This window comes from Paenibacillus sp. 22594 (assembly GCF_052044425.1).
GTDB lineage: Bacteria > Bacillota > Bacilli > Paenibacillales > Paenibacillaceae > Paenibacillus_AQ.
In genome coordinates this window covers 466,820-490,568 of sequence record NZ_JBQENA010000003.1, presented here as the reverse complement: position 1 = coordinate 490,568, position 23,749 = coordinate 466,820, and the positions used below count along the sequence as shown (strand labels likewise).

Below are 23,749 nucleotides of genomic sequence, written 5' to 3'. Positions count from 1 at the left end.
CAAGGAGGAAGGCAATATGTATATTCCTATTACGGGAATCCAGGGCGTTTCTTTGACCCGGCCTCCACAGCAGCAGGAGTTCCACCCGTCCACCCCTGTTCCTGCACTCAGTTTTAACGAAACCCTGGCAGCGGTCAATGCGGCAACGCAGGATCAAGCAGAGCGGATTAAGCGGAAATATGGGATTAAAGTGCGTATTCAGACCGTTTCCACAGACGATAAAGAGCCGGAGCATTCCGGTATAAGCAGCGGGCAGGAAGTTATCATTGCGCCAAACATCCTTCAGCAGATGGCCAAAGACCCTGCCATGCGGAATAGAGTGTATGGAACCATCGATCAGCACATTCATACGGATAAGAGGAGCCCGAACCCACTGCAGCAGCTGAGTGGAGGGAAAAACTTGAGCCATAACCTGATTATTCATAAGGATGGTACGGTTACCGTAGGGTCCCTATGGGCCAACCCGAAGGAAGTGGGAATAAGCAAACTTAAGGATGCGGAAAACCTGAAAGAACAGACAGAGGAGACAAGCGCGGCGGCGGAGAGGCGGCATGCCTGGGAGTCGGCACTCCCTATTTTATCGAGAAAGCTACTGTCTGCTTCGGAAGCCTCGCTTCAGGGGGCAGAATCCGCACCGAACCCGGTAGACGGGGTAGCAGCACAGGACTTCTTGCACCAGATTCAGCTGATGAGGGCCAGAAGATCCAACAAATTGCTGTAAAAGGCTCAAGCGAACAACCGCCTATTCTCCTGCATAGCATATAGCACCAACCTGGCAGGGTGAAGAGAGGGCGTATGCAATAATGGGCATTCAGCTTACGGCGATACACTGGGTTTATCTGGCTTTTATTGTGTTCATTATTGTGCTGCTGATCCGGCGGCGTGATACGACGATGATCTGTGTGGTCGGGATTTTTGCTTTGGGTTTGTTTGCTACAGAGACGCTCAGCGGCTCTGTATCAGGAATCTTCAACTCTTTTGTCTATGCGACCAAAGAGCTGTTAGGGACCATTATGATTATATCCATTATTGTAGCGATGAGCCGGATTCTAATGATTACAGGCATTAACGAGACCATGGTTGCTCCGCTTACCCGGTTTATGCGCACACCAGCGATGGCTTATTGGGGCATTGGACTCATTATGATGGTAACCTCTTTCTTCTTCTGGCCTTCGCCTGCCGTTGCGCTGGTGGGGGCGGTGCTGTTGCCGGTGGCTCTGCGGGTAGGATTGCCTGCACTTGGGGCCGCTGTAGCCATGAACCTGTTCGGTCACGGCATCGCGTTGTCCGGAGATTATATTATTCAAGGCGCTCCGAAGCTCACCGCAGATGCTGCGGGGCTTCCGGTATCCAGCGTGATGGAAGCGAGCATCCCGCTGGTTATTGTGATGGGGCTGGTAACCACCGTTGCGGCGTTCTGGATGATGCGCCGCGACCAGAAGAACGGCACCTGGAGAGATGGCCTGGTTACCCTTAAGGGCAGCACGGGCAAGCTGAGAGGGCCGGAGAGTGAAGGCGGGGAGGAACGGCCGGCTCTGCTGGACACCCGGCTCCGGCAAGCGCTGGCTATCGCCATCCCGCTACTCTTCCTGCTCGACGTGGCGGCGATGTTCGCGCTGGGCCTGCAAGGCGGGGATGCCACAGCACTGGTGGGCGGCACTGCCGTACTGATTCTGATCTCGGTCACACTGCTGGCCCACCGTAATCAGGGGCTGGAGAAAATCACCTCTTACCTGATTGAAGGCTTCACCTTCGGTTTCAGGGTGTTTGGACCGGTAATTCCCATCGCTGCTTTCTTCTATCTTGGCGATTCGGCGTTCACCGAGCTGTTCGGCAAGGTACTGCCGGACGGTTCACACGGCATCGTGAACGATCTGGGCGTGGCCCTCGCGGATCACGTGCCGCTTAACGGCGCAGTGGGAGCCGTGACGATGACGGCGATCGGTGCGATCACCGGCCTCGACGGCTCCGGCTTCTCCGGCATCTCGCTGGCCGGCTCGATTGCCCAGCTGTTCGCCGCCGCCATCCATTCCGGCGCGGCGACGCTGACCGCCCTGGGACAGGTGGCCGCCATCTGGGTCGGCGGCGGCACCCTGATTCCGTGGGCGCTTATTCCTGCGGCTGCCATCTGCGGCGTCAGCCCCTTTGAGCTGGCCCGGCGCAACCTGAAGCCGGTCCTGCTTGGCCTTACGGCGACTACGATCGTCGCCATGTTCCTGGTTTAGATTTCACCTTGAGGATAAATCCACTGTACAGCCATTTTCTGTAATGCCGCCTTCCACTTGGGTGAAGGCGCCTGGTCCGTTACGATCATGTGGATTTCATCCAGATCGGCTATTTTGGCTACGGTACGCTTATCAATCTTGGAGGAATCGGCGACTACGATTGCCATCTCCGAGTTGCGGATCATTTGTCTTGTGAATACAGCCTTCTCGTAATCATAGCTTGTGATGCCGTTCTCCAAGGAGACACCATCAACGGAGACAAAGGATTTATTCACATAGAATCCTTCCAGAACCTTCTCGGCGATCGGGCCGGATACCCGGAGATGCTTGGCGCTTACTTCACCACCAATAAAGATAAGCTTCCCGTTGAACGTCCCGCGCTTTTGAAATTCAATGAGCAGCATGAGGGCAGGCACGGAATTCGTTAAGATTGTCAAATGCTGCTTGCCTTCCAGGCAATGAATGATTTGCAGCGCGGTGCTTCCTTCATCCACCACAATAACATCATTATCCTCAATGAGTCCTGCGGACAGGATGCCAATTTTGCGTTTAGCTTCAACATGAATGGCCTCTCTTTCCAGGAGAGGAGGCTCCACTTCAACCTTGAATTTAACCGCACCGCCGTATACCTTTTTCAATTTATTCTCTTTCTCTAGCTCGTCGAGGTCTCTGCGGATCGTTTCAGTGGACACTTCGAACAGCAAAGAGAGCTCGTTTGCGATCACTTTACCTCTCTCATTCAGGAGAGTCATGATCGTCTCTTTTCTTTCTTCGCTGGCAAGAGACACCCTACCCTACCCCCTTCACGTTATGAACTATTATTATATCGGCTCTTCATTTAATAATAAAGGGCATTCACAACATCCTCAAGCACTCGTCTTTATCTATATAAGTTGAACTTTAGATTTTCATATTAGGATCTGGTCGTAACTGCGGGGAATGTTTGGACTTCCGGCCGCTGTTGTCTGCAGATTTCTTGATTTATACCGCTGTTCGCGGTGGAAATCCGCAGACAAAGGCGGTCGCTATCGCTCCTACAGTTCCAAACTTCCCCTCCGCACTCCTACCTTTTCTATGTTTTTTAAGTTCAACTTATTTATATTGCAATAAATTGCGGCCGTTATCGTTCATATCGAATAGATGGAATTTGTTCTCTTTAAACTTGATGTACACTTCATCACCGGACTCGATCTCGGCCTCATTGCCGGTCAACAGCCGGATCATCGTATCCAGCTTCCCTAACGGATCAATCACCTTGACCAGCTTGCCGCTGCCCAGGTGCTCAACCAGATCAACCTTCATTCTAATCTTCTGATGATCCGTCGGAGAGCAAATTGCGATATCATGCGGCCTGATCCCGAACTTAACGGATTTCCCCATATGCTCTTTATCCAGTCTCCGGTCAGCCGGTAACAGGTATTCGAAGCCTTCCGTAACGACGACCTGGTTGCCGTTCATCTCTCTGAGCTCTCCTTGAACAAGGTTCATCGGCGGGTTGCCCAGAAAGCTGGCTACGAAAAGATTCACCGGATGGTTGAACAATTCATGTGGAGGCGCGTATTGCTGAATCTGGCCGCCGTTCAGGATGGCGACCCGGTCGGATATGGCCAGAGCCTCTTCCTGATCATGAGTCACAATAATGGTGGTCACTCCCAAATTCCGCTGAATCTTGCGGATCTCGTCCCGGACATCCAGCTTCAGGCGTGCATCCAAATTGGACATGGGTTCATCCAGCAATAGGATTTCAGGATTTTTGGAGAGTGCCCGGGCCATAGCCACCCGTTGCTGTTGTCCGCCGGACAATTGTGAAGGCTTGCGGTCAAGCAGGTGATCAATCTGCAGGATTTTGCTCGTTTCTTTAGCCCGTTCATATGCTTCCTGCTTGGGGATCTTCCGTTCTCTTAGAGGAAAAGCGATATTGTCTCTGACAGAGAGATGGGGATATAACGCATAGGACTGAAACACCATGCCTATATTGCGGTCCTTCGGCTCCACATGATTGACCAGTTTCCCGTTAAAGAGAATCTCTCCCGAAGTCGGCTTCAGCAGCCCCGCGAGCATCATAAGTGTCGTCGTCTTTCCGCATCCGGAGGGCCCGAGCAGCGCTACGAATTCGCCTTTGTTAATCTCGAGATTCAGGCCGTCTACCGCTCTGCCGCTGTCTTGCTTGCCGTCGTATTCTTTTACAATATTTCTTAAGGTAATCATACTTGCTTAGCCCCTCCCAAGTTGACCTTCATGAATATCTTCTGGGTGAAAATGTAGAACAGAATGATGGGGAGTGTGTAGAACAATCCAATCGCTGTAATGAGGCCATAGTTCATAATCTGGTCCTCTTTGGTTACCAACTTGGACAAGTAGCCGGCGAGTGTAAGCATATCGTCATTGAAAATAAGCAGTTTAAACAGGAACCATTCACCGTAAGCTCCGAGAAAGGAAAATACAGATATAGCGCCGATCCCGGGCAGCACGAAGGGAACAAGTACTTTCTTGAACGCCCGATAGCGGGTGCATCCATCGACCATGGCCGCCCACTCAATATCCCAGGGCACCTCGTCAAAGAACCCCTTCATAATGTAGACCCGCCCAGGAAGGGAACCGGTAACCGCGACCAATAATACACCCGTATACGTATTGACCAGATTCATTTGAACGAGGATGAAAAAGGTCGCGATAATTAGTGTGATCCCCGGGAAAGATCTCATCAGAAACAGAAATTTCATCGCAGATACTCTTCCTTTGAAGTCCAGCCTGGAGAAGGCGTATGCCGTCGGTACAGAGATGCAGACTTCGATCAGGACAATCAAAAAGGAATACACAAGGGTATTAAGTACAATAGGCCATATTAAGGGGAGCTTCACCCCGGCATATTCAACAGGCTCTGTGAAGAAAGAAAAGTTGTCCATTGAAAACTGCCCTGTCGTAAAATTCATTGTAGCTGCCAGGGAATACCAGATAATCATTGCGATAATCGGCAACGTAAATAATGTCATATAGGTGTGCACTAGCAACTTCTTAAGCGTACTGGTCGACATCAGACTGCCGCCTTCCCGGATTAGTCTTCAATTCTTGAAGGTTTGATCATTTGGTCAAAATCAAATAACCGCAAGAAGAATAGCGTTAGGATAAAAGAGATAATTACAACAATCAGCGACACCGCTGCTCCATAGCCATAATATTTCAGATTGAAGGCCTGCTGGTAAGCGTACAGGGACAAGGTTGTCGTATCTCTCATCGGACCGCCGTTTGTAAGTAGCATGATAAAGAAATAGGAGGATACAAAGCCGATCAGCTCCGAGATGGTAATATACATTAACGGCCACTTTAAGGTGGGCAAAATGATTTTCATAATGACGGATTTCTCGCTTGCGCCGTCTACTCTTGCCGCTTTGTACAAGTCCTCGGGTATCGAGTTGATCGCTGCGGACAACAGAATCATACCGCCGGATATCGTGGACACGACAGTCGCCAGGATGACAATTCCCATTGCGGCCTTGGAGAACCAGGATACGGGATCGGACTCTACCCCCAGTTGAAGCAGGATGCGGTTGATTAGGCCACCCTCCGTAGGATCAAAGATATACTTCCAGAAGGTAACATAGACGACAGCGGGGATAATACTGGGAATGAGCCACAGCACTCTGTAGATGACAGCCGTAATTTTTCCCTTGAGGAAGTACTGGGTGGCAATGGATATAATCAGTGCAAAGAGCAGGGAGACCGATAAGGACAGGATAGAGAAAATAGCCGTATTCCATAAAATAGCCGGAAGATTATAGTCTGAGAATACTCTTGTGAAATTTTGGAGTCCTACGAATTTCGGCTTCATCGACGCATTCAAATCCGTGAAGGACATGGCGATAGTTGCGATGGCCGGCAAGACAAAGAAAACAAGAACCAATGCCGCGAACGGCATGATGAAGAAATAAGGGTACATCTTCTTTTTAAACGGTTTTTTGTAGATAGGTTGAACTGTAGTGTGATCCATGCCGATCCTTCACCCGCCTTCATAATATGGAACAAGAGGAAACGGCTACGCAGTCCTACAAAGGACGGTATCCGTTTCCCGTAGAGTGAATCCCAGGCTGTTATTGTTCAATGATGAGATGATCGGAAGGTACGTTCTGCTTCGCATCCTTCTGGAACAACTCGTATGCCTGTTCTGCGGATTGGCCTTTGGTCAGGATGGCATCCACACCCAAAATGTAGGATTTGGTATAGGTTGCGTAATCCGGTTGAGCCGGACGAGTCTTCGTAAATTCGAGCAGGTACGCATGATCCTTATAGAAGTCCATTTCCTTAAAGCGTTTGTCTTCTTGCGCTTCCGGTGTTACCGGAAGTTTACCGCTGACCAGCGTGTGATTGATTTGCAGGTCCGGATCAAGTACGTGCTCGATCAATCTTTGGACATACGGCATCTTCTCGTCATCAACCGTTGGCCCCACGTAGATCATAGCCGGGTTACTGTAGGATACAGGTTTGCCGCCCTTTTCAGCAGAGGGAATAGGAATCCAGACGATATTCTCATTGAACCAGGTGTTGAAGCCTTCAAGGTCGTTCTGCATGCCATTCGCTTCACGCATCATCTGATAGAACTCGGTGCGGGCGAATTCCGCGAAAATCTCACCTTTAACAAACATAGGCGCTGCCTTATCCGTGTCTACATCACCGATGGATTCGTTGATAATGCCGCGTTTTACTGCATCTGCCCAGAAGTCATAGACGTCTTTGGTTTTTTTGGTCAGCACCATTTTATTCTCATCGACATTATAGTTGTAGTTGCCAAACGCGTAATTCCAGCCTTCAAAACGTGTATCTTCTACTGCGAAGCCCATCTTGACCAGGCTCTTCTGCTTCGCTTCCTCAGCCAGCTTTTCGAGATCACCGAATGTGAAGTCGCCGGAGTCCACACGCTGTCTTAAGCCATCGATTTGCTCCTTCGTCCAGCTGAGGCCTTCGAGTGCTTTGCGGCTGATGAATACCGGGGAAGCATCCATATCCTGAATAGCCCCATAGTAGTGACCGTCGTACTTCATGATATTCGTATAGGAATCCGGCACATTCTTGAATACTTTAGAATCCTTAACCCAATCCACATCACGGATGATACCGGCATTGAGCTCCCAGCCAATATCCACGCTGGAATTCATAAAGATATCGGCTACTTTTCCAGCCTGGGCCTGAAGAATGAGCTCGTCATCGCCGATTCCCGGCCACCAGTCGATCTTTACATGAATATTGTCAGCCTTCAGTTCTTCGTTCAGGCGCTTTTCCGCCTCGATGAAGTTGTCCTTGCGCGCTCCCCAAGTACTCTCACGGACAGAAATCTGAATCTCCTTCATCTTCGCCTCACCTGCCGATGTTGCCTCTGCCGGTTCGTTACCCGATCCGCATCCCGCCAACAGTCCTGTACTCAAGACTACACTCAAAGCAGTAACAACAAGCTTCTTCATTCCTCGAAGTCCTCCTTATGGCCTTTTCACATTTCTTGTTTTCCTGTACAAGCTTAGTATAAAGGGGACATGTAAACCTGGGATTAAAACCACGTACTATTTTTGTTTTGTTGTTGTTTAATATTGTTTTTGTTGTTTTTTAGTCATTGAAAGTTGTTTTTATGTGGTGAAGGTTATGCCGATAGCTTCCTCAATAATCGTCAATGCCTGATCCAATTGGTGCTGAGTCGTAATTAAGGGTGGGACAAGCGTGATGACATTTCCATTGGATACCTTGAAGCTCAGGCCTCTCTCCATACAGAGATACATCACTTTTTCGGTATGTCCGACCGCCTTTTCCTTCGTGTGCCTATTCGTTACCAGTTCAATTCCTGCCAGCATTCCTATGACACGCACATCGCCAATCGCTTCGTGCCTTTGCATCATCTCCGTAAGCCGCTGCTGAAGGTAATCTCCCATTTGTACGGCATGCTCCAGCAAACCGTTCTTTTCGATGAATTCAATGGTGGCGAGTGCTGCGGCACAGCCCATGGAGCTCTTTTCATGTGTATAATGTCCAAGCGAAATGTCCTGTGCTACATCCAGGCCTTCCCGGGCAATAATCCCGGCCATGGGGAACACTCCGCCACCGAAGCCCTTGCCAATCACTACAATATCAGGCACGATTCCGAAGTGCTCATGAACGAACATCGTTCCTGTTCTTCCGAAAGCTGTAGGAATCTCGTCCAAAATGAGGAGGACACCGTATTGATCGCAGAGCCGGCGCAGCCTCTGGAAGTAAGCTTGAGGAGGAATCTGCACGTCCGTACTCCGAACCGGCTCCAGGATGATAGCTCCCACATCTTCTTCCCTCTCCAGCATGTACTCTAGATAGTTAAGGGAATAGGTGCCATCATCGTGATCTCCGAAAATACTGCGGTAGGAATTATAGGGCATCATATGCTCCGACCCCGGCAAGAGCGGCCCAATTCCATTGCGGAATACGCCTTCTCCCCCCACGGAAATCGCATCCAGGCTTGCGCCGTGGAACGAATCCCAAGTGGATAGGGTCTTGAATTTGCCCGTTGCCTTACGGGCGAGCTTCAGCGCAAGTCCGATTGCGCTTGTTCCGCCAGGCGTGAATAGTACCTTATTCAAATCGCCTGGAGCCAGCTGGACCAGCTTTTGCGCTAACCGGATGGCTACCGGATTGGTAAAGCGGCGGGGCAGAAAAGGGAGATTTTCCATTTGGGCCATAACTGCATCCAGAACATACCGGTTCTTATACCCGACCTGATGTACGCTGTTCCCGTGGAAGTCCATGATCTTGCGGCCGTCCATATCTTCCAGATAGATGCCTTCCGCATTCGTGATGACATTGAGGCATGGCGTCGACATGGACTGGTGCAGGAAATAACGGCTGTCTTCTGCTAATACTTCCTTCGTTTCAGAACTGAGGCGGGCCTCCTGATAGCTTCGCCGTTCTGCGGATACATTAATATCCCCCTCTGTTCTCGTATTAGCCTTTAAGTCCACAAGGCATATCCCCTTCCCCTAGCCGGCGGTTCACCCGTTCGATAATGTCTGGCAGATCAGATATCCGGTCAATCACATAGTGGGCTCCGTTATTCATAAATTGCAGTTTGGCAGCCTCGGCAAGTTCCCTTAGGACTGCAGGCTCCATCGCAGCGCTCTCTTCTTGCGTTAGTCCCAGCATCGAGCTGCCGTTAACGACACCCACCGCCCAGACACCGGCATTTCTAGCTTCCTGCATATCGGAGGCCGTGTCTCCAACCTTTATGACCTGTGACGGCATTCCCATATTCAGTTCAATCATATTGGCGTAGATCATATAGGGATAGGGACGGCCCTTGCCGCTCACCGAGTCCGGCGTTACCCAATAGTCCGGTGCATAGCCTTTCTCCCGCGCATGCTTTGCTACAATCTTCATCATCGTATCGTTATATCCGGTGGTAGCGCCGATCTTCAAGCCCTCCTGCCGCAGCTGATCGACGACATCCACCACATTCCCGATGGGCTCCGAGAACCGGTGCAGAATTCCCAGCAGCTTCGGTTCGAACGCTTCGTGCATCTCGTCTACATCACTGTCTGTATAAGGACGGCCCAAGCGTTCTTCGAACAGCCTGCCGATCCTTGGCATTTCGAGCATGGCCTTCAGGTGATCCCATTTCAACAGACCCATGGGGGCCCGCACCTCTGCCATAGTCGGTTCTATTCCTTTGGAATGGAAGATCTCGAGGAACACTTGAACAGGAGCCATGCAGCCATAGTCCACCGTGGTTCCCGCCCAGTCCATAATGATTCCTTGCACTCTTTTCGTCATATCAGCTCTCCAGTCGCAGGGTTGTTAGATAAGAAGCTGCTGCTTCGCATAACCTTTCAATATCCTCTATATGCACATCGCCGATGGTTCCGATCCGGAACACAAGCGCTTTGCTTAATTTGCCAGGGTAGATGACGAAGCCCTTTTCTTTTAGAAATCGATAGAATGCTTCGAATGTAAATGATGCAAGATCCGGATATTCAAAAGTAGTGATAAAAGGGGATTGGACAGCCGCGGGCAAATGGGCCTTAAAGCCTGCCTGCTCCATAAATCGCACCAGTGTCTGTTGATTCCTGGTGTATCTTGCACATCGCTGTTCGACTCCGCCTTCTTCTTCCAATTCAAGCAGCGCCTGATAAAATGCCCGGACAACATGCGTAGGGGAAGTAAAGCGCCACTTACCTGCATCGTTGTCCATTACCTGCCATTGATCGAACAAATCCAGGGATAACGATCTTGCTCGTCCCTTGCATTTGAGGAGCTCACTCTTCCTGCTGATCACAAAACTGAAGCCCGGGACGCCCTGGATACACTTATTCGCGCTGCTGACCAGATAATCGATGCCTAGCTCCCCGACCGCTATAGGTGTACCGCCGAAGCTGCTCATGGCGTCGACGATGGCTATTTTCCCATGACTCTTGATTACCTGAACGAGTGCTTCCAGCGGATTCAGAATCCCCGTCGTTGTCTCGCAATGGACGAAGGCTACATGAGTAATTAGGGTATCCTGCTTGAGCAAGGCATCCAATTGGTCTGCACCGGGAAGCTCATCAGGTGCATATTCAAGCGTCCGGTGCCGGATTCCAAGGACACGGGCAATCTCCTGGATGCGCTCGCCATAGGCACCATTCGCGAGAATCAGAAGCTTGCCGTCCCCCGGTACTGCGGTGCCTATCACCGCCTCGACCCCGAACGTCCCGCTGCCTTGTATCAGCACTGCGGTATACTCTTCTTCGGGTGCTTGTCCCAGCTGAAGCAGCTTGCTTCTGATCGATTGAACGATGTCCTTGTAGTCGCTATCCCAGGTGCACCAGTCCTTTAGCATGACTTCTTTAACGGATGAGGTTGTCGTCAGGGGACCGGGTGTCAGTAATAAATAAGGTTGTTCCATGGTTCCTCCTACAGGTTATGGACAAGGTTGCGTGCCCATTTATTTGAGCGGTATCTGAAGAATCCGATACATGCCTTCGATACTTCCTCAAGTGAAAACATCAGGTATACCCACTCCACCGGCCAGTGAAATAGATAAGCTCCAGCAAACACTAGAGGCAAGGCTATCAGCCATGTGGTGACCAGGACCAGATTCATCGTGTACAGGTTGTCGCCGCCTGCTCTGAACAGTCCGACAATCCATAGATTGTTCAAGAAGAACATGACCATAACGATTGCCTGAATGATCATGATATGACGGAATGACGACTGCACTTCACGGCTGAGATTAGGAAACAAGTGAACAATATATGGGCTCAGAATCAGAATTCCAGCGCTCATGCCCAATGCGGAATACAAGGCGATCCGAGTGAATTTCCGGGCATAGAGTACCGCCTCGTTCCGGTCATCCTGGCTGAGCTTCTGGCCGACCATTACTTTTGCGGCATAAGCAAAGCCATAGATCCCCATCATGAAGTAGCCGTTGAACGTGTTCGCCAATTGATAGGTCGCCAGTGCCGCCACGCCAATATGACCGAAGGCCAGCGCATACAGCATATTCCCGACCGACCACATGCCTTCATGGAACATGAGCGGCAGTGTAGTGGCGTACACTCTTTTTACAAACGGCCAATTGAAGGAGAAGATCTCCCGCAGCGTAACGTTGACGTAGTACTTCCTTCCATAAACATAGCCTATTAAAATACCTGCGCTGAGAATGGATGAAGCAAGTGTCGCCCATCCCGCTCCAACAATGCCTAACTTAGGAAATCCAAGCTTTCCATAGATAAGCGTGTAGTCCAGCAGGACATTGATCAGCATTCCGATCATGCCAACCACCAGCATCAGCTTCATTTTTCCGATCGAGCCGAGTGCATTTCCATATACATCCTTAACCGAATTGATCAGATAGACGAATACGATGACGGATACATATTGAACGCCGTAAGCAGCAACGTCCTTATCCTTGATGAACAGCGACAGGATGGGAGCTTTGAAGCAGGAGACTAATATGAATGCAGTTAAGCTGACAGCGACACTGGAGATAAGCATGAGTCCAAAGGCCTTTTTCACATTGGCGGTATCGTTTTTTCCATGAAATTGGGTGATGTAGGCAGAAATGCCGAAGATGGCGGACAGAATCATCCCGAGAATAAAGTTGATCTGACCTGCGGCGGCCATAACCGCTATGGCGGAATCGCCCATGCTGCCCACCATCAGCGTATTGGTCAGCGAGAATGAATTCCCTATTAGCATCTGTAGAATCGAAGGCAGGACAAGCTTTCTCATGTCCCTGCGGAACTGCCATTCTAAGCTGTCCACCCTATTCAAGGGCTCCGTGCGGAAGGTCAGCCGGGAAAATAGGATTAGACCAGGCCACCTTCCCCTCAAAGTCCACGCATTCCACGCGGATATATTGCTCGTTGCCCTCTATCCGGTAGGATCCCTGGCTGACGGGAAGTGCCTCCTTGCTGTATATGTTGCGGCCATTACCGGGATGTGTAAGGAATCTGATGAACTTGACCGGAGAGCATTCAATCTGCAGGAGGCCATCCTGCACCCGCAGGTCATAGATTTCAGGGCCGTTCGACGAATAGTATTGACCGCCTTTTAAGGCATCAATGACAGATTGCTGCTCCAGCTTCTCCGCTTCAGCACACACCCATCCGCCGAAAAATTCAGAGATCGCAATGTCGATGTCACCGCTGTGTGCGTCATCCGAGGCGATCCCGTACACCTTGCGGCCGTTCTTCAGCAAATAGTCCCAATGATGAACCCCATATCCAACCGCCTCATCAAGCTCCGACTGATGGTTGTAAATTTCGATCGCGAAATATCCCTCCAGCCGCAGCAGATCCTCCGGCGTATTCCTGGACCATTCCGGATGATTCATTATGATCAGATTTCCCTTGTCCCGCATTTCGTCGATCAAGCTTTGAATAGTGTCCAGGTCCTCGTAATCCGGCTTTGCATGCTCTTCGTCATGCCCGAACTCCAGGGCCGAATGCAGCGTCCGGTCGAGCAGGCCATGAATATGGTATTGCTGGCCTGTCTCCTGTCTGCTCATCTCACAAGCCATCTCGTAGCCGTCTATCATGATGAAGCGTTCATCATCATAGGCGTCTGACTTGAAATAGATTTCATGATCGCTCAAGCACATAAAATCATAGCCGTTATTCTTATAGGCGTTTATTACCATTTCGGGAGGGTACTGCCCGTCGCTGCGCGTAGAATGTGTATGAAGATTGCCTTTATACTTGCGTTTCTGGTTGTCCAGATAAATCACCGGCGTCATTCTTATTCGTCCCCCTCCAGCAAATCTGCTACAAACACCGGATTGGACCAAGCTACATTTCCGTCAAAATCAATGCACTCCACCCGGATATACTGCATCTCCGGTTCAACCGGCATCGAGGCGACCGTCAGGGGTTCACCGTTCTGATAATTGCCGACAAACGGCCCCCGGAGCGGGAACGCTTTGAACATAATGAATTTGCAGGGGGAGCATTCAATGATGAGTTGTCCGTCTTCCACCCGAAGATCGTTGATCTCCGGTCCGGTGCTGGAATAGAAGCTGCCTGCCTTAAGACTGGTCACAATATCATGAGGCGTCAGCGCTTCCGATTGAACCTGAACCCAGCCGCCGCCGTATTCAGGAAAAGCCCAATTCCGGTCGTGTCCGTGGGAGTCGTCCGCAGCAATGCCAAACACCCGCTTGCCGTTCTGCAGCGCGTGATCCCAATAAGCAGCTCCATAGGAGCTGACCGTAGACCATTCCGTTGCATGGTTATAGATTTCAACGGCAAAAAATCCATCGTAGTTGACCATGTCCTCAAAGCGCGTCAGATGCCACTCCGGATGGTTGAAAATCACCAGATTACCGTGGGCAATCATCTCATCAATCAGCACCTGCGGAGACTGATCCCCCTCCCAGGGAATGGGAACCGGGAACCTCTCGAGATGCTGAAATCTTGGCTGCACAGGCTGTGCGGTGGGATCATCCAGAACTCCGAAGTGGTAGCCCGGGTCCTTATCAGGTACCGGATTGAGCCCGCCCCGCTCCATTCCGGGAATCGTGATGAAATGGTCCGTATTGAACTCATCCGTTCTCGAATAGACATCATGATCGCTTATGCAAATAAAATGATAGCCCTTCTCCTTGAATACCTGGACAGTCTCCGCTGCCGGGAGTGAGCCGTCAGACCATGTGGTGTGGAGATGCAGATTGCCTTTATACACCGTTTTATTTCTTGCCAGGTAAATTTGATTCTTCATCTGCCATTCTCCTTACATTACGAATTTGTTTTCTTGTGTTTTTATATTGATTCTTGTTGTTTGTGATCATCATACAGCCAGGCGAAATGGGTTTCAATCGAATTTAAATTATTTAACAGAGCGATTACAAACTTTACCGAAATCGAAAATAACTCCACCGAATAAGCCGTTATTTGATGCGGGAGTTACAAATGGAATGTATAAAAACCGTTGTTCTATCCATCCTAAAAAGGATTGAACAGTGAGACAGAAGGGAGCGGTTGACAAGATGAAGCATTACGAATCCAGCCTCCGGACCAATAGTACGGTAGATCAGGCGCAGGATGCGGTGACCACGCTGCATAACTCTATATCCCAGGCGCTCAGCCATCCGAATGATCAGATGCTTATGCAGGCTGAGAACAGCCTAACGCACGCGGAGGAGGCAGTGAGCCATGCTCCGGAGGGCTCGATTGGGGGCCATGGGGTGGATCTGACCGAGGAAAGACTGGCTGATGAGAAAAAGAGGCTCGCCCTCGCAGAAGCAGCAAATAGAGGCACCAAACAGTAGATATTTGAAGCTCAGGCATTTCCGGTTTCCTCCGGGAATGCTTTTTTGTTATGCAAAAGCTGTTCTTGTAGAACCCCGAACTAGCTAGATGAACTACGGAACCAAGTCGAGCAAATTGGTGGAATGAAAGGTAGAAATACCTTTGAATTTGGCTCAGGAGAGCAAAACGGTGGCATGAAAGGTAGAAATACCTTTGAATTCAGCTCAGGTGAGCAAAATGGGTGGAATGAAAGGTATAAATGCCTTTGAATTCGGCTCAGGAGAGCAAAAAGGTGAAATGAGAGGTAAAAATACCCTTGGGTTCGGCGCAGGTGAGCTAGTTGGTGGAATGGGGTTTCTTGGCAGCCTGTAATTCCTCAATCTTTCAAGTGTCCACAAACAGGTTAATAAAGTTAACAGAACCAATTGCCTGCAACGAACGTACTATCTGAAACAAACAAATATCATTAAGGGGGCTTAGAGATGCCGGAAACCGCCGGGCACACGCCGCATCTGGAGACTGCGGAGGAGCTGAATGCCACGTTTGCCGAAATTATGAAGTGGGAAAAGGAACAGAACCAGCTAATGATCTGGGACCGCATCACCAGGCTGCCGTTCAAACTGTTCGATAAGCTTACGCCGAAGTTTATTCACGAGAAGCTGGGCAAGCTGCTCGATGAGCTGGGCGGCTATATCCAGAATGGGGGCAATTATCTAGTAGCCGGGCGTAAGGTTGGGGTGTTAATGGAGACTGGGAGCCGCGCGGCCGGAGGAACCGGGAAGGGGCCATATCCGCTGGCGGTGATGGATACTGCTGCCCGGCAGCTTACAATGAGCAGCAGGAACGTCGCCACTGCGCAAGGAGCGACGACCGGATTCGGCGGATTGTTCACGCTGGCGGCGGACATCCCTGCGATTCTGGGCCTGTCCTTAAAAGTCATTCAGGAGATTGGCCTCTGCTATGGCTACAATCCTACAGATAAAGCAGAACGGATATTTGCCGTCAAGGTAATGCAGTTTGCCTCTTCGGATATTGTTGGCAAGCGAACTATCCTGAAGGAGCTTAATCTGCAGGCCGGTGGCGACGGTGATATTACAACCGGGACTCAGGCTGCCGTGTCCAGGATTCAGGGCTGGCGTGAGGTCATCACGGTGTATCGGGACAATTGGGGCTGGAAAAAGATGCTGCAGGCTGTCCCTGTGGCGGGGATGTTCTTCGGGGCCTATATCAACCGCAAAGCGCTGGAGGATGTGGCCGAAGCCGCCCGGATGCTCTACCGCAAAAGAAGAATCATCGCCAGACTGGCAGAGATGGGTTAATTCTCATGTTAATTCCCATGCCAAGGAAGAAGTCAGAGTATATCTGCAAGCAAAAAAAGCAATAATGCAGTGCTTCACGCGGCTGACATTATTGCTTTTTTTGTTCAAATAGACCTAGGCGTCCGGATTTAGGGGCCCAAGTCCCTTGCCCCCAAGGGGGATCAGCCGATTGGGTTCAACACCTGCAATCAGCGGCTTAGCCCGCTGGATGGCCGCCCGGGTGGCCTCCTCTTGCAATGAAGCCGCATGGGCTTCCGCATGGCTCCATACCTCAGTGACCCAGAGGGTGTCAGGCTCACTCTCCGAGAGGTTAACGATGTACAGTTCACATTCATGAACCTGCTCCATTGCAGCTGCAGCTTCCAGAAGAATCGCCGCAAGGGCATCACGTTCACCTGGTTTGGCGGTGAATTTGGCAACCATTCCGAATTTACTCACGCCCTGTCACTCCTTCAGGTTTGGCATTACAATCCAAGGAACAGCATTTGGAGATCAGCTATATCTTATCAGAGATCGGGTGAACAGGAAGGCTATAATCGATTTCGGTCTGAAATCACCTTCTTGCAGCCATTCTTGCATATTCCTCCAGGAGTTACTATGATGAAATCATTCAATTTTCCGAAGGCGAAATCCTCCGGGAGCGGAAGCGGGGGTGGCAGGATGGATAATAGGGAACAAGAGAAGTCGTACGGGAAGCTGACCGGGCAGGCAGAATCTTTCATCCGGCTATGCTATACAGAGCTGGAGAAGCCGGAGCAGCTCATCGCGGAACGCATTCAGGCCATACATAAGGAAATCGAGCAATCCGGTACCTACAACCATACAGAGGAAGAGCTTGCCCATGGCGCAAAAATGGCCTGGCGCCACAACAGCCGCTGCATCGGACGCCTGTTCTGGCACACGCTTGAGGTGAACGATGCCCGGCAGGCGGAGACTGCCGAGGAGGTAGCGGCAGCACTGCTGCAGCATGTGAAGCAGGCGAACAATGGCGGCCGCATCCGGCCTATGATTACGGTATTCCGCAGCGGCGGGAATCCGGAGAAGGCGGTCCGGATCTGGAATCACCAGCTGATCCGTTATGCCGGATACCCTGGACAAGGGGACCTTGCCCGTGCCGGTGATCCGGCATCGGATGTGTTCACTGCCGTCTGCCGGAGGCTGGGCTGGCAGGGTAATGGCGGAGACTTCGATGTGCTTCCGCTGGTCGTCAGCATTGGTGAAGAAGAACCGCGCTGGTTCGCCATTCCGCCCGCGCTGGTGCAGGAGGTCCCCCTGACCCATCCCGAGATCGAACGGTTTCCGGAGCTTGGCCTGCGCTGGTATTCTGTACCGGTCGTGTCGGATATGCTGCTCGAAATCGGCGGAATTTCCTATACCGCTGCGCCTTTTAACGGCTGGTACATGGAGACAGAGATTGGTTCACGTAATCTTGGGGATACAAGCCGCTATAACCGGCTGCCGGCTGTAGCGGATCTGCTCGGTCTGGACCGCTCGACCAACACCTCTCTCTGGAAAGACCGGGCGCTGCTGGAATTGAACCGCGCGGTGCTGCATTCCTTCAAGCAGGCGGGGGTCAGTATTGTGGATCATCATACCGCCGCCGATCAGTTCGCCCGCTTCCAGGAGCAGGAACAGCAGCAGGGCCGCCAGGTATCAGGCAAGTGGGGCTGGCTGATCCCTCCAATGTCACCATCCTCTACACCGATTTGGAACGATAACACCCTGAAGGAGCTGAACCTCAGCCCGAGGCTGATCTATCAGCAAGCGGCATACGCCCATTGGCTGGGAAAAGGCTCACAGGGGAGTCCAGACGCTAAGATTGGTTCAAATTCTGAGGCTGCTCCTGAACCTGAGACGGCTTGTCCCTTTCACCATCCTCAGAATTAAGGGGACGGTGAGACGAATGTTTTCATGCGGTGAATATGCTATTATGGACACAAATAAGTGATGAAATGAGATGATCTCTTGATCGGACGCAGCGGAAATCCCACACTAAATGAAAAAACGTTTGAGCGTGCAGAGCGGTACTCCGGGCAGGAACGCATGAGCATTAACGGAACGGTCAACAAAACCTTTATCACACTGACCATTCTGCTGGCAGGGGCCTTCAGTGCCTGGTCGATGTATTTCAATGGACAAAATGTAGCCCCATATGCCGTCGGCGGTGCACTGATCGGGTTCGTGCTTGCCTTGATTATCAGCTTCAAGCCGACCGCCGCACCGTATCTGGTGCCCGTCTATGCGCTGGCCGAAGGCTTGTTTCTCGGTGCCATATCGGCAACTTACGAAGGCTTGTATTATGGGATCACTCTGCAGGCCGCCTTGTTGACACTGAGTATATTTGTCGCTTTGCTGCTTGCCTATAAGACAAGAATCATTAGAGCCACGGAAAAATTCAAGCTCGGTATATTTGCTGCCACAGCCGGAATTGCCATCGTCTATCTGCTGAGCTTTGTGCTGGGAATGTTCGGTGTAACGGTTCCTTATTTGCACAGCAACAGCCTGATCGGAATCGGCATTTCGGTCATTATCGTTATTGTGGCTGCGCTCAATCTGGTGCTGGACTTTGATTTTATAGAGAACGGCGCACAGCAGGGCGCCCCCAAATACATGGAATGGTACGGAGCATTCGGCCTTATGGTCACACTGGTATGGCTATATGTAGAGATTCTCAGACTGCTGTCCAAGCTGCGGAGCCGGAATTAAGGACAGCAGTACTGTAAGCAGCGGTGTAAAGAAGGGTTCCATAAAAACAGCTGATCCCGCCTAATAAAGGTGTGGTTCAGCTGTTTTTTATAATACAAAGGCTTCTAGGCTCTGCATGGAGAATGGATTCTAAAAATTTTAAATATAGACTTGATTTCCGGGAAAAGTCCTTGTATACTTCAAATCAAGATAGTGATTGACCAATAACCAAAAACTAATCATCACAAACCAACATCTTATCAGAACACATATCCGCAGAACAACAGGAGGCCAGCATGACAAAGCTATCGGGAGGCGCACGGACAAAGGATGAAGCAACCTCGGTCAACCGGAGGGAACAAATCCTCGAGGCGGCTGTGGTTGTATTCGCAGAGCATGGCTATTTCAAGGCTACTACCGCACAGGTGGCAGAGAAGGTGGGGATCTCCCAGCCGTACATTTTCAAGCTGTTTAAGAACAAGGAGGAGCTGTTTGTGGCGGCGCTAGACCGGGCATTTGAACGGACGATCCGCACGTTTACAGAGGTGAAGGCTTCGGGAGAAGAACTGCTTCGGGAATCGATCCGGGTATATGAGCAGATGATGGAGACACATCCGAGTGAAATCATTCTGCAGGTGCAGGCGCTCGGGATTCGTGATGAAGCCATCCGCCGGTCTATGCAGACAGGAATGCAAAGGGTGACAAGCCTGATGGAAAGCAAGTTTACTGCAGCGGGGATCGCTCATCCAGAGGTAGAAGTCAGTACATTTATGGCCAATGGTATGCTGTGTCATATTGCGATGGCGCTGGAGATGCCTGATCTGAAACCGAAGCATCTGGAGTAGCAGGGCAGGAATCAACCAGCCCCCGGACCTAAGGGCTCTGCCCTTAGGAGTCTACGACCATTAGGTAGTGATTAATCAATAACAAATAACAAAAACAAATTGGAGGAATAACTAATGATGAACAAAACAACGAAGGCTGTCGTATTGGGTGCAACGGGAGGAACAGGAACGGTAATCATTGCCGAACTGCTGAGAAGAGGGATTGAAACGGTTGCTTTTGGACGGTCATTGCCAAAGCTGGAGCAGTTCGCAGCAAAACTGGGCCATCCGGCTGGTCTTAGTCTGAGAACAGGAGATGTGTTCAAACCGGAGGATGTATTTAATGTTGCGCAGGGAGCAGATATTATTTTTCACAGCGCGTCGGTACCGTATAACGAAATGAGCACCAGACTGCTTCCAATGGGTGAGGCCGTGATGGAGGCGGCGGACAGACTCGGTGCCCGGGTCGTTGCAGTAGACGGAATTTATCCTTATGGACGCAGAAAGGATGAGCAGCCGATCACGGAGGAATTCCCCAAGAACCCGCATACCCAAAAAGGCAAGACAAAGCTGGAGTTCGAGCGGATGTTCTTCAGCCCGCGCTGGAGCCATACCGAAGGCATGATTGTGCGCCTGCCCGATTATTATGGCCCTACTGCCAATGAAGCTTCGTATCTGGGTTCAACGCTTGATGCGATTGCTGCCGGCAAACCGGGAATGTTCGTCGGGAATATGACGGTGCCGCGTGAATATGTATATCTGCCCGATGCAGCGGTGATGATCGTGGAGTTGGCCCTCCGGGAAGAGGCCTATGGGCAGAACTGGAACATTCCCGGTGCAGGTACCATCTCCGGCCGGGAAATCGTCCGCATCGCCCGGATGGCGAGCGGCAAGTCCAAACCGGTCATCCCGGTTGGGGCCTTTGGTTTATCACTGCTTGGCCTGTTTGTACCGGTCATGAAAGAGATTGTGGAGATGCTCTATCTGACGAAGGAACCGCTCCGCTTAAGCGGCCGGAAGTATGAGCGTCTGGTCGGCCCGATTCCGGCGACTTCATTCGAGGAAGGAATCCGGAAGACGATCCAAGCCATTCAGAGCCGGCAGGCCAAGGCTTTGTGAGCAGAAGGCTCATACATCCCGGTCCCCATCCGCACGCAGGGCTTCCCTTTGTGTAATCCGGCGATGCTTCTGTATAGTCAGGGTTCTGGAACTATGTTACTATTTATGTCTATATCCAAGAGGGAAGTGAGCTACAATGATCAGCATTACGATTCCAACGCCGGATGTCACCATTACGAAGCAGGCGAATCCTGTACTGAGCCATATTTACGGATTTACAGATTTCCACCTGATTACCCGGGAACAAGGCGGCATCTTCATGTTCTACAACGACAAGGATGAGCTGCTGTTTGTGGGTAAGGCCAGAAAGCTGAGACCGCGGATCAAAAAGCATTTTGAAGATAATGTTTCAGTGATGAAGCCGCACCGTGATGAAGTGACCAAGATTGAAGTTTGCATCGTAGATGAGGCCGTCGACAGAGAGATTTACGAAACGTACATTGTGAACAAGCTTAGAGCCAAATACAATGTGGAGAAAGTGCTGTACAAATAAATCGAGTATAGCTAAAGCGCGGTCCCCGGGATTGCGCTTTTTTGTTGTGCAAAGTATCCAGATTCTGTACGAAAAAGTGCCTATAGCATGGGTAATTATTCCTAAGTTGCTGGTTGAAACTTCCGTTGAAGGGAAATTAGGCCTTTGGATACACTTACGAAACTTAGATATTAAGGCTCACTTCATATGCAGGCTAAATCAACTATAATAAATGCGTATAGGCTCGACATTTTTTGACATATATAATGAGGTGATAGCATAGATGGCAACTCCTTTTTTTAAGAAAAAAGACATGGCGGACAAGCAGCTGAGGCCCGGCGTGGTTCAAAAGATTCAATTGGCGGAAGACCCGCCTGAGGAAAAGGAAACTTACGAAACGAACGAAAGCCTGTCCAGCCTCATTTCCACGGGCAAAGCGCAGCTGGATAAGAAGTCTCTTGATTTGATTTTTGCGGTAGAGCAAATGATCCAGGCCAGAACGCATGCGGATACGACCAATCATGAGCTACAGGACCGGTTGACGCATACCAGCGGCCATGTGGAGCGTTTGAACAAGGACCTGAAGAATCTGAACAAGGTGATTGAGGAACGGGAAAGAAGCATCCTGGAGCTGGAGCATAAGCTGGTGGAGCGTAACCTGAAGGTGGATCAGGTCATGGAGGACCACCGTGAATTGCACACTACTCTGTCTTCGGAAATGGACGAGCTCAAGAGCACCATTGAGCTGGAGCGGCAAAAGTATACGAATCTCGTTCAGAAGCATAATGACACCATTTCGGAAAAGCTGAAGAAGATGAACGAGCTTGAGGAAAAAATCGGACGTCTTGAAACAGAGAACGCCCATATGAAACAGAAATACGAAACGGTCCGGCAGGAGAAAGCCTACCTCTCCAGCATGATTAACGATTTCACCACGCGTATGACGGCTCCTTTTGGAGGAAGTACTCCCCCGGCAGACCGCACAGATAACGGGACTACATAATTACTATGCCTCTTCTTGAACAAGATTCCGCACTGATGATAGAGCTGCTGTCGCTTGAGCCTAAGCAGGGCAGCTATCAGATGGAGGTAGGTCTAACCCATAGCGGCGGATTCACCCGAAAAGTTCTCCTCATCGATGAATATACATACCTGCAAATGAATAGCATACTGGGCTCTTATCAGGAACACAGAGTACGGCTGTCGATTTACCCCAAGTGGGACCCCTTTCGCCGCAAATATTTCAGCTCGCTTACTAAGATGAACAGAACCTGCTCTGAGACACTGTATTTTGCCTGTTCGGAAGCTTATGTCGAGCAGCTTCTTGAGTTGAAACAGCAAGGCTTGCCGTCCAATGAAGCGAATAGGATTCAAGCGGTGGTTCCTGTGCCCGAGCCTGAACAACTACAGCCGCTTAAGCGACGTGCAAGCGCCTTCCGGGTTACCCGGCCTATTGTAATGCGTTGCATTTTGTTCAGCCTGTTATTCGTATTATTTTTTCTGCGGATGGATGACAATCTGCTCAACAGTGCTGAAGCGCATGAAGACTTCACGGCGCCGGTGGACAGCAGTGTCCCTGTGCCCTATGTCCCTGTGGTTCATACGGCATCCTTTCAGAGCGCTCAAGCTGAAGCTGTGCCGGAAACAGAACAAGAACCGGAGCCGGTGCAGAGTGCGGAACCAGAGGCGCAGAACCCGACGGTTGAAGAGCTGGAGCTGGACGGAAGCCGTTATGAGTATAGTCTGCCGAAGGGTTATGTAGCTTTATCCTTTGATGATGGCCCATCCCAGTACACTAAGGAAATTGTCGATATTCTTATGGCGTATGGAATTGCGGCGAATTTTCTGTTCATTGGCCAGAATGCCCAGCAGCACCCGGAAGCGGTCCAATATGCCGATGAACACGGAATGCCGGTGGGGAGTCATTCCTGGGATCACAGTGACATGACGAAGAACAGCAGCGGAGAGAACCATAACAACCTGTTGCGTTCCGTTCAGGTGCTGGAGCAGAATATTGAGAGGTCGGTAACCGTATTTCGTCCGCCTTATGGGGCTATCAACGGATCTCTGGCTGCAGAAGCCGGCAAACAGAACCTGAAAGTACTGCTCTGGAACCGTGATCCTGAAGATTGGAAAGCACAGACCGCGGAGCAAATCATCCAATATTTTTATCATACTGATCCCTCCGGGGGCATCTATCTCCTTCATGAAAAAGCAATAACAGTCAAAGCGTTGCCTGCCATTATAGAATATCTTAAGAAAAAACAGCTGAAGTTCGCCGTTTTCAAATAATGGGGCGGATGCTTATACCAGTCTAATAGAAGCGTATCCGATACTTTCGGGTACGCTTGTATGTCTTTCAGAGGGCTGTCCG

At 50.6% G+C, this 23,749-nt stretch carries 24 protein-coding genes; 12 read left to right on the top strand and 12 right to left on the bottom strand.

Going from position 1 to position 23,749, the window contains the following annotated elements:
* The first annotated feature begins 16 nt into the window (after positions 1-16).
* Together ACTJKB_RS12895 and ACTJKB_RS12890 are read left to right on the top strand one after the other, a co-directional pair.
* Complete coding sequence (locus tag ACTJKB_RS12895; protein WP_440834430.1) at positions 17-721, top strand: DUF6033 family protein; 705 nt, start codon at positions 17-19, stop codon at positions 719-721.
* An 82-nt stretch (positions 722-803) separates the two neighbouring features.
* Positions 804-2,225 carry a hypothetical protein gene (locus tag ACTJKB_RS12890; protein WP_440834428.1) on the top strand — a complete coding sequence of 474 codons (1,422 nt, stop codon included), beginning with the start codon at positions 804-806 and terminating at the stop codon, positions 2,223-2,225.
* Here the strand turns inward: ACTJKB_RS12890 and ACTJKB_RS12885 are convergent.
* The 11 genes from ACTJKB_RS12885 to ACTJKB_RS12835 form a co-directional block, all read right to left on the bottom strand.
* Positions 2,222-3,013, bottom strand: coding sequence for a DeoR/GlpR family DNA-binding transcription regulator (locus ACTJKB_RS12885; RefSeq protein WP_440834426.1), 792 nt, complete (start codon positions 3,011-3,013; stop codon positions 2,222-2,224). The two genes, ACTJKB_RS12890 and ACTJKB_RS12885, sit on opposite strands and share 4 nt — an antisense overlap.
* 304 nt (positions 3,014-3,317) lie before the next feature.
* Positions 3,318-4,433 (bottom strand): ABC transporter ATP-binding protein, encoded by a 1,116-nt coding sequence (locus tag ACTJKB_RS12880; protein ID WP_440834425.1) that lies wholly within the window; start codon positions 4,431-4,433, stop codon positions 3,318-3,320.
* Positions 4,430-5,260: a carbohydrate ABC transporter permease gene (locus tag ACTJKB_RS12875; protein ID WP_440834424.1), complete on the bottom strand. Its 831-nt coding sequence runs from the start codon at positions 5,258-5,260 to the stop codon at positions 4,430-4,432. Before ACTJKB_RS12875 ends, ACTJKB_RS12880 begins: the two co-directional genes overlap by 4 nt.
* 20 nt (positions 5,261-5,280) lie before the next feature.
* Positions 5,281-6,213 carry a carbohydrate ABC transporter permease gene (locus tag ACTJKB_RS12870; protein ID WP_074088368.1) on the bottom strand — a complete coding sequence of 311 codons (933 nt, stop codon included), beginning with the start codon at positions 6,211-6,213 and terminating at the stop codon, positions 5,281-5,283.
* A gap of 100 nt (positions 6,214-6,313) precedes the next feature.
* The gene (locus ACTJKB_RS12865; RefSeq protein ID WP_440834423.1) at positions 6,314-7,678 is read right to left on the bottom strand and encodes an extracellular solute-binding protein; all 1,365 of its coding nucleotides are present in this window, start codon (positions 7,676-7,678) and stop codon (positions 6,314-6,316) included.
* A 159-nt stretch (positions 7,679-7,837) separates the two neighbouring features.
* Positions 7,838-9,193 (bottom strand): aspartate aminotransferase family protein, encoded by a 1,356-nt coding sequence (locus ACTJKB_RS12860; protein WP_440834422.1) that lies wholly within the window; start codon positions 9,191-9,193, stop codon positions 7,838-7,840.
* Complete coding sequence (gene phnX, locus ACTJKB_RS12855; RefSeq protein ID WP_440834420.1) at positions 9,177-10,001, bottom strand: phosphonoacetaldehyde hydrolase; 825 nt, start codon at positions 9,999-10,001, stop codon at positions 9,177-9,179. Before phnX ends, ACTJKB_RS12860 begins: the two co-directional genes overlap by 17 nt.
* 1 nt (position 10,002) lies before the next feature.
* Positions 10,003-11,112, bottom strand: coding sequence for a 2-aminoethylphosphonate--pyruvate transaminase (gene phnW, locus ACTJKB_RS12850; protein WP_440834418.1), 1,110 nt, complete (start codon positions 11,110-11,112; stop codon positions 10,003-10,005).
* An 8-nt stretch (positions 11,113-11,120) separates the two neighbouring features.
* Positions 11,121-12,440 carry an MATE family efflux transporter gene (locus tag ACTJKB_RS12845; protein WP_440834417.1) on the bottom strand — a complete coding sequence of 440 codons (1,320 nt, stop codon included), beginning with the start codon at positions 12,438-12,440 and terminating at the stop codon, positions 11,121-11,123.
* 34 nt (positions 12,441-12,474) lie between these two features.
* A complete protein-coding gene (locus ACTJKB_RS12840; RefSeq protein ID WP_440834415.1) occupies positions 12,475-13,446 on the bottom strand; it encodes a PHP domain-containing protein in 972 nt (323 codons plus the stop codon).
* Positions 13,447-13,448: 2 nt separating this feature from the next.
* Positions 13,449-14,426 (bottom strand): hypothetical protein, encoded by a 978-nt coding sequence (locus ACTJKB_RS12835; protein ID WP_440834414.1) that lies wholly within the window; start codon positions 14,424-14,426, stop codon positions 13,449-13,451.
* Positions 14,427-14,694: 268 nt separating this feature from the next.
* On the opposite strand from ACTJKB_RS12835, the gene ACTJKB_RS12830 reads away from it, so the two are divergent.
* The 3 genes from ACTJKB_RS12830 (at position 14,695) to ACTJKB_RS12820 (ending at position 16,275) form a co-directional block, all read left to right on the top strand.
* Entirely contained in the window at positions 14,695-14,976 is a 282-nt protein-coding gene (locus ACTJKB_RS12830; RefSeq protein WP_440834412.1) for a hypothetical protein, read from the top strand.
* Between the two features lie 193 nt (positions 14,977-15,169).
* Positions 15,170-15,328: a hypothetical protein gene (locus ACTJKB_RS12825; RefSeq protein WP_440834411.1), complete on the top strand. Its 159-nt coding sequence runs from the start codon at positions 15,170-15,172 to the stop codon at positions 15,326-15,328.
* A 110-nt stretch (positions 15,329-15,438) separates the two neighbouring features.
* Positions 15,439-16,275 (top strand): EcsC family protein, encoded by an 837-nt coding sequence (locus tag ACTJKB_RS12820; RefSeq protein WP_440834410.1) that lies wholly within the window; start codon positions 15,439-15,441, stop codon positions 16,273-16,275.
* Positions 16,276-16,389: 114 nt separating this feature from the next.
* Here ACTJKB_RS12820 and ACTJKB_RS12815 read toward each other — a convergent pair whose 3' ends face one another.
* Positions 16,390-16,713, bottom strand: coding sequence for a putative quinol monooxygenase (locus ACTJKB_RS12815; RefSeq protein ID WP_440834409.1), 324 nt, complete (start codon positions 16,711-16,713; stop codon positions 16,390-16,392).
* Between the two features lie 222 nt (positions 16,714-16,935).
* Here ACTJKB_RS12815 and ACTJKB_RS12810 point away from each other — a divergent pair, with 222 nt between their 5' ends.
* The 7 genes from ACTJKB_RS12810 to ACTJKB_RS12780 all read left to right on the top strand — a co-directional run bounded on the left by ACTJKB_RS12810 (position 16,936) and on the right by ACTJKB_RS12780 (position 23,667).
* Positions 16,936-18,162 carry a nitric oxide synthase oxygenase gene (locus tag ACTJKB_RS12810; protein ID WP_440834757.1) on the top strand — a complete coding sequence of 409 codons (1,227 nt, stop codon included), beginning with the start codon at positions 16,936-16,938 and terminating at the stop codon, positions 18,160-18,162.
* Positions 18,163-18,240: 78 nt separating this feature from the next.
* On the top strand, positions 18,241-18,981 hold the full coding sequence (locus ACTJKB_RS12805; RefSeq protein ID WP_440834408.1) for a Bax inhibitor-1/YccA family protein: 741 nt from the start codon (positions 18,241-18,243) through the stop codon (positions 18,979-18,981).
* Between the two features lie 275 nt (positions 18,982-19,256).
* Positions 19,257-19,805, top strand: coding sequence for a TetR/AcrR family transcriptional regulator (locus ACTJKB_RS12800; protein ID WP_074100124.1), 549 nt, complete (start codon positions 19,257-19,259; stop codon positions 19,803-19,805).
* 114 nt (positions 19,806-19,919) lie between these two features.
* Positions 19,920-20,903, top strand: a complete 984-nt coding sequence (locus tag ACTJKB_RS12795) for an NAD-dependent epimerase/dehydratase family protein (RefSeq protein WP_440834407.1) — start codon at positions 19,920-19,922, stop codon at positions 20,901-20,903.
* 136 nt (positions 20,904-21,039) lie between these two features.
* Positions 21,040-21,396 (top strand): nucleotide excision repair endonuclease, encoded by a 357-nt coding sequence (locus ACTJKB_RS12790; protein WP_074088383.1) that lies wholly within the window; start codon positions 21,040-21,042, stop codon positions 21,394-21,396.
* A gap of 262 nt (positions 21,397-21,658) precedes the next feature.
* Complete coding sequence (locus ACTJKB_RS12785; protein WP_440834405.1) at positions 21,659-22,378, top strand: hypothetical protein; 720 nt, start codon at positions 21,659-21,661, stop codon at positions 22,376-22,378.
* A gap of 5 nt (positions 22,379-22,383) precedes the next feature.
* Positions 22,384-23,667: a polysaccharide deacetylase family protein gene (locus ACTJKB_RS12780; protein WP_440834404.1), complete on the top strand. Its 1,284-nt coding sequence runs from the start codon at positions 22,384-22,386 to the stop codon at positions 23,665-23,667.
* The last annotated feature ends 82 nt before the right edge of the window (positions 23,668-23,749 follow it).

Bases quoted from the DNA above. Each gene is read 5' to 3' on its own strand.
- ACTJKB_RS12830 (WP_440834412.1), top strand. From the start codon at position 14,695: ATGAAGCATTACGAATCCAGCCTCCGGACCAATAGTACGGTAGATCAG.
- ACTJKB_RS12835 (WP_440834414.1), bottom strand. From the start codon at position 14,426: ATGAAGAATCAAATTTACCTGGCAAGAAATAAAACGGTGTATAAAGGC.
- ACTJKB_RS12810 (WP_440834757.1), top strand. From the start codon at position 16,936: ATGGATAATAGGGAACAAGAGAAGTCGTACGGGAAGCTGACCGGGCAG.
- ACTJKB_RS12790 (WP_074088383.1), top strand. From the start codon at position 21,040: ATGATCAGCATTACGATTCCAACGCCGGATGTCACCATTACGAAGCAG.
- ACTJKB_RS12890 (WP_440834428.1), top strand. From the start codon at position 804: ATGGGCATTCAGCTTACGGCGATACACTGGGTTTATCTGGCTTTTATT.
- ACTJKB_RS12800 (WP_074100124.1), top strand. From the start codon at position 19,257: ATGACAAAGCTATCGGGAGGCGCACGGACAAAGGATGAAGCAACCTCG.
- ACTJKB_RS12820 (WP_440834410.1), top strand. From the start codon at position 15,439: ATGCCGGAAACCGCCGGGCACACGCCGCATCTGGAGACTGCGGAGGAG.
- ACTJKB_RS12880 (WP_440834425.1), bottom strand. From the start codon at position 4,433: ATGATTACCTTAAGAAATATTGTAAAAGAATACGACGGCAAGCAAGAC.
- ACTJKB_RS12875 (WP_440834424.1), bottom strand. From the start codon at position 5,260: ATGTCGACCAGTACGCTTAAGAAGTTGCTAGTGCACACCTATATGACA.
- phnW (WP_440834418.1), bottom strand. From the start codon at position 11,112: ATGGAACAACCTTATTTATTACTGACACCCGGTCCCCTGACGACAACC.
- ACTJKB_RS12795 (WP_440834407.1), top strand. From the start codon at position 19,920: ATGATGAACAAAACAACGAAGGCTGTCGTATTGGGTGCAACGGGAGGA.
- ACTJKB_RS12785 (WP_440834405.1), top strand. From the start codon at position 21,659: ATGGCAACTCCTTTTTTTAAGAAAAAAGACATGGCGGACAAGCAGCTG.
- phnX (WP_440834420.1), bottom strand. From the start codon at position 10,001: ATGACGAAAAGAGTGCAAGGAATCATTATGGACTGGGCGGGAACCACG.
- ACTJKB_RS12845 (WP_440834417.1), bottom strand. From the start codon at position 12,440: ATGAGAAAGCTTGTCCTGCCTTCGATTCTACAGATGCTAATAGGGAAT.
- ACTJKB_RS12780 (WP_440834404.1), top strand. From the start codon at position 22,384: ATGCCTCTTCTTGAACAAGATTCCGCACTGATGATAGAGCTGCTGTCG.
- ACTJKB_RS12870 (WP_074088368.1), bottom strand. From the start codon at position 6,213: ATGGATCACACTACAGTTCAACCTATCTACAAAAAACCGTTTAAAAAG.
- ACTJKB_RS12895 (WP_440834430.1), top strand. From the start codon at position 17: ATGTATATTCCTATTACGGGAATCCAGGGCGTTTCTTTGACCCGGCCT.
- ACTJKB_RS12865 (WP_440834423.1), bottom strand. From the start codon at position 7,678: ATGAAGAAGCTTGTTGTTACTGCTTTGAGTGTAGTCTTGAGTACAGGA.
- ACTJKB_RS12840 (WP_440834415.1), bottom strand. From the start codon at position 13,446: ATGACGCCGGTGATTTATCTGGACAACCAGAAACGCAAGTATAAAGGC.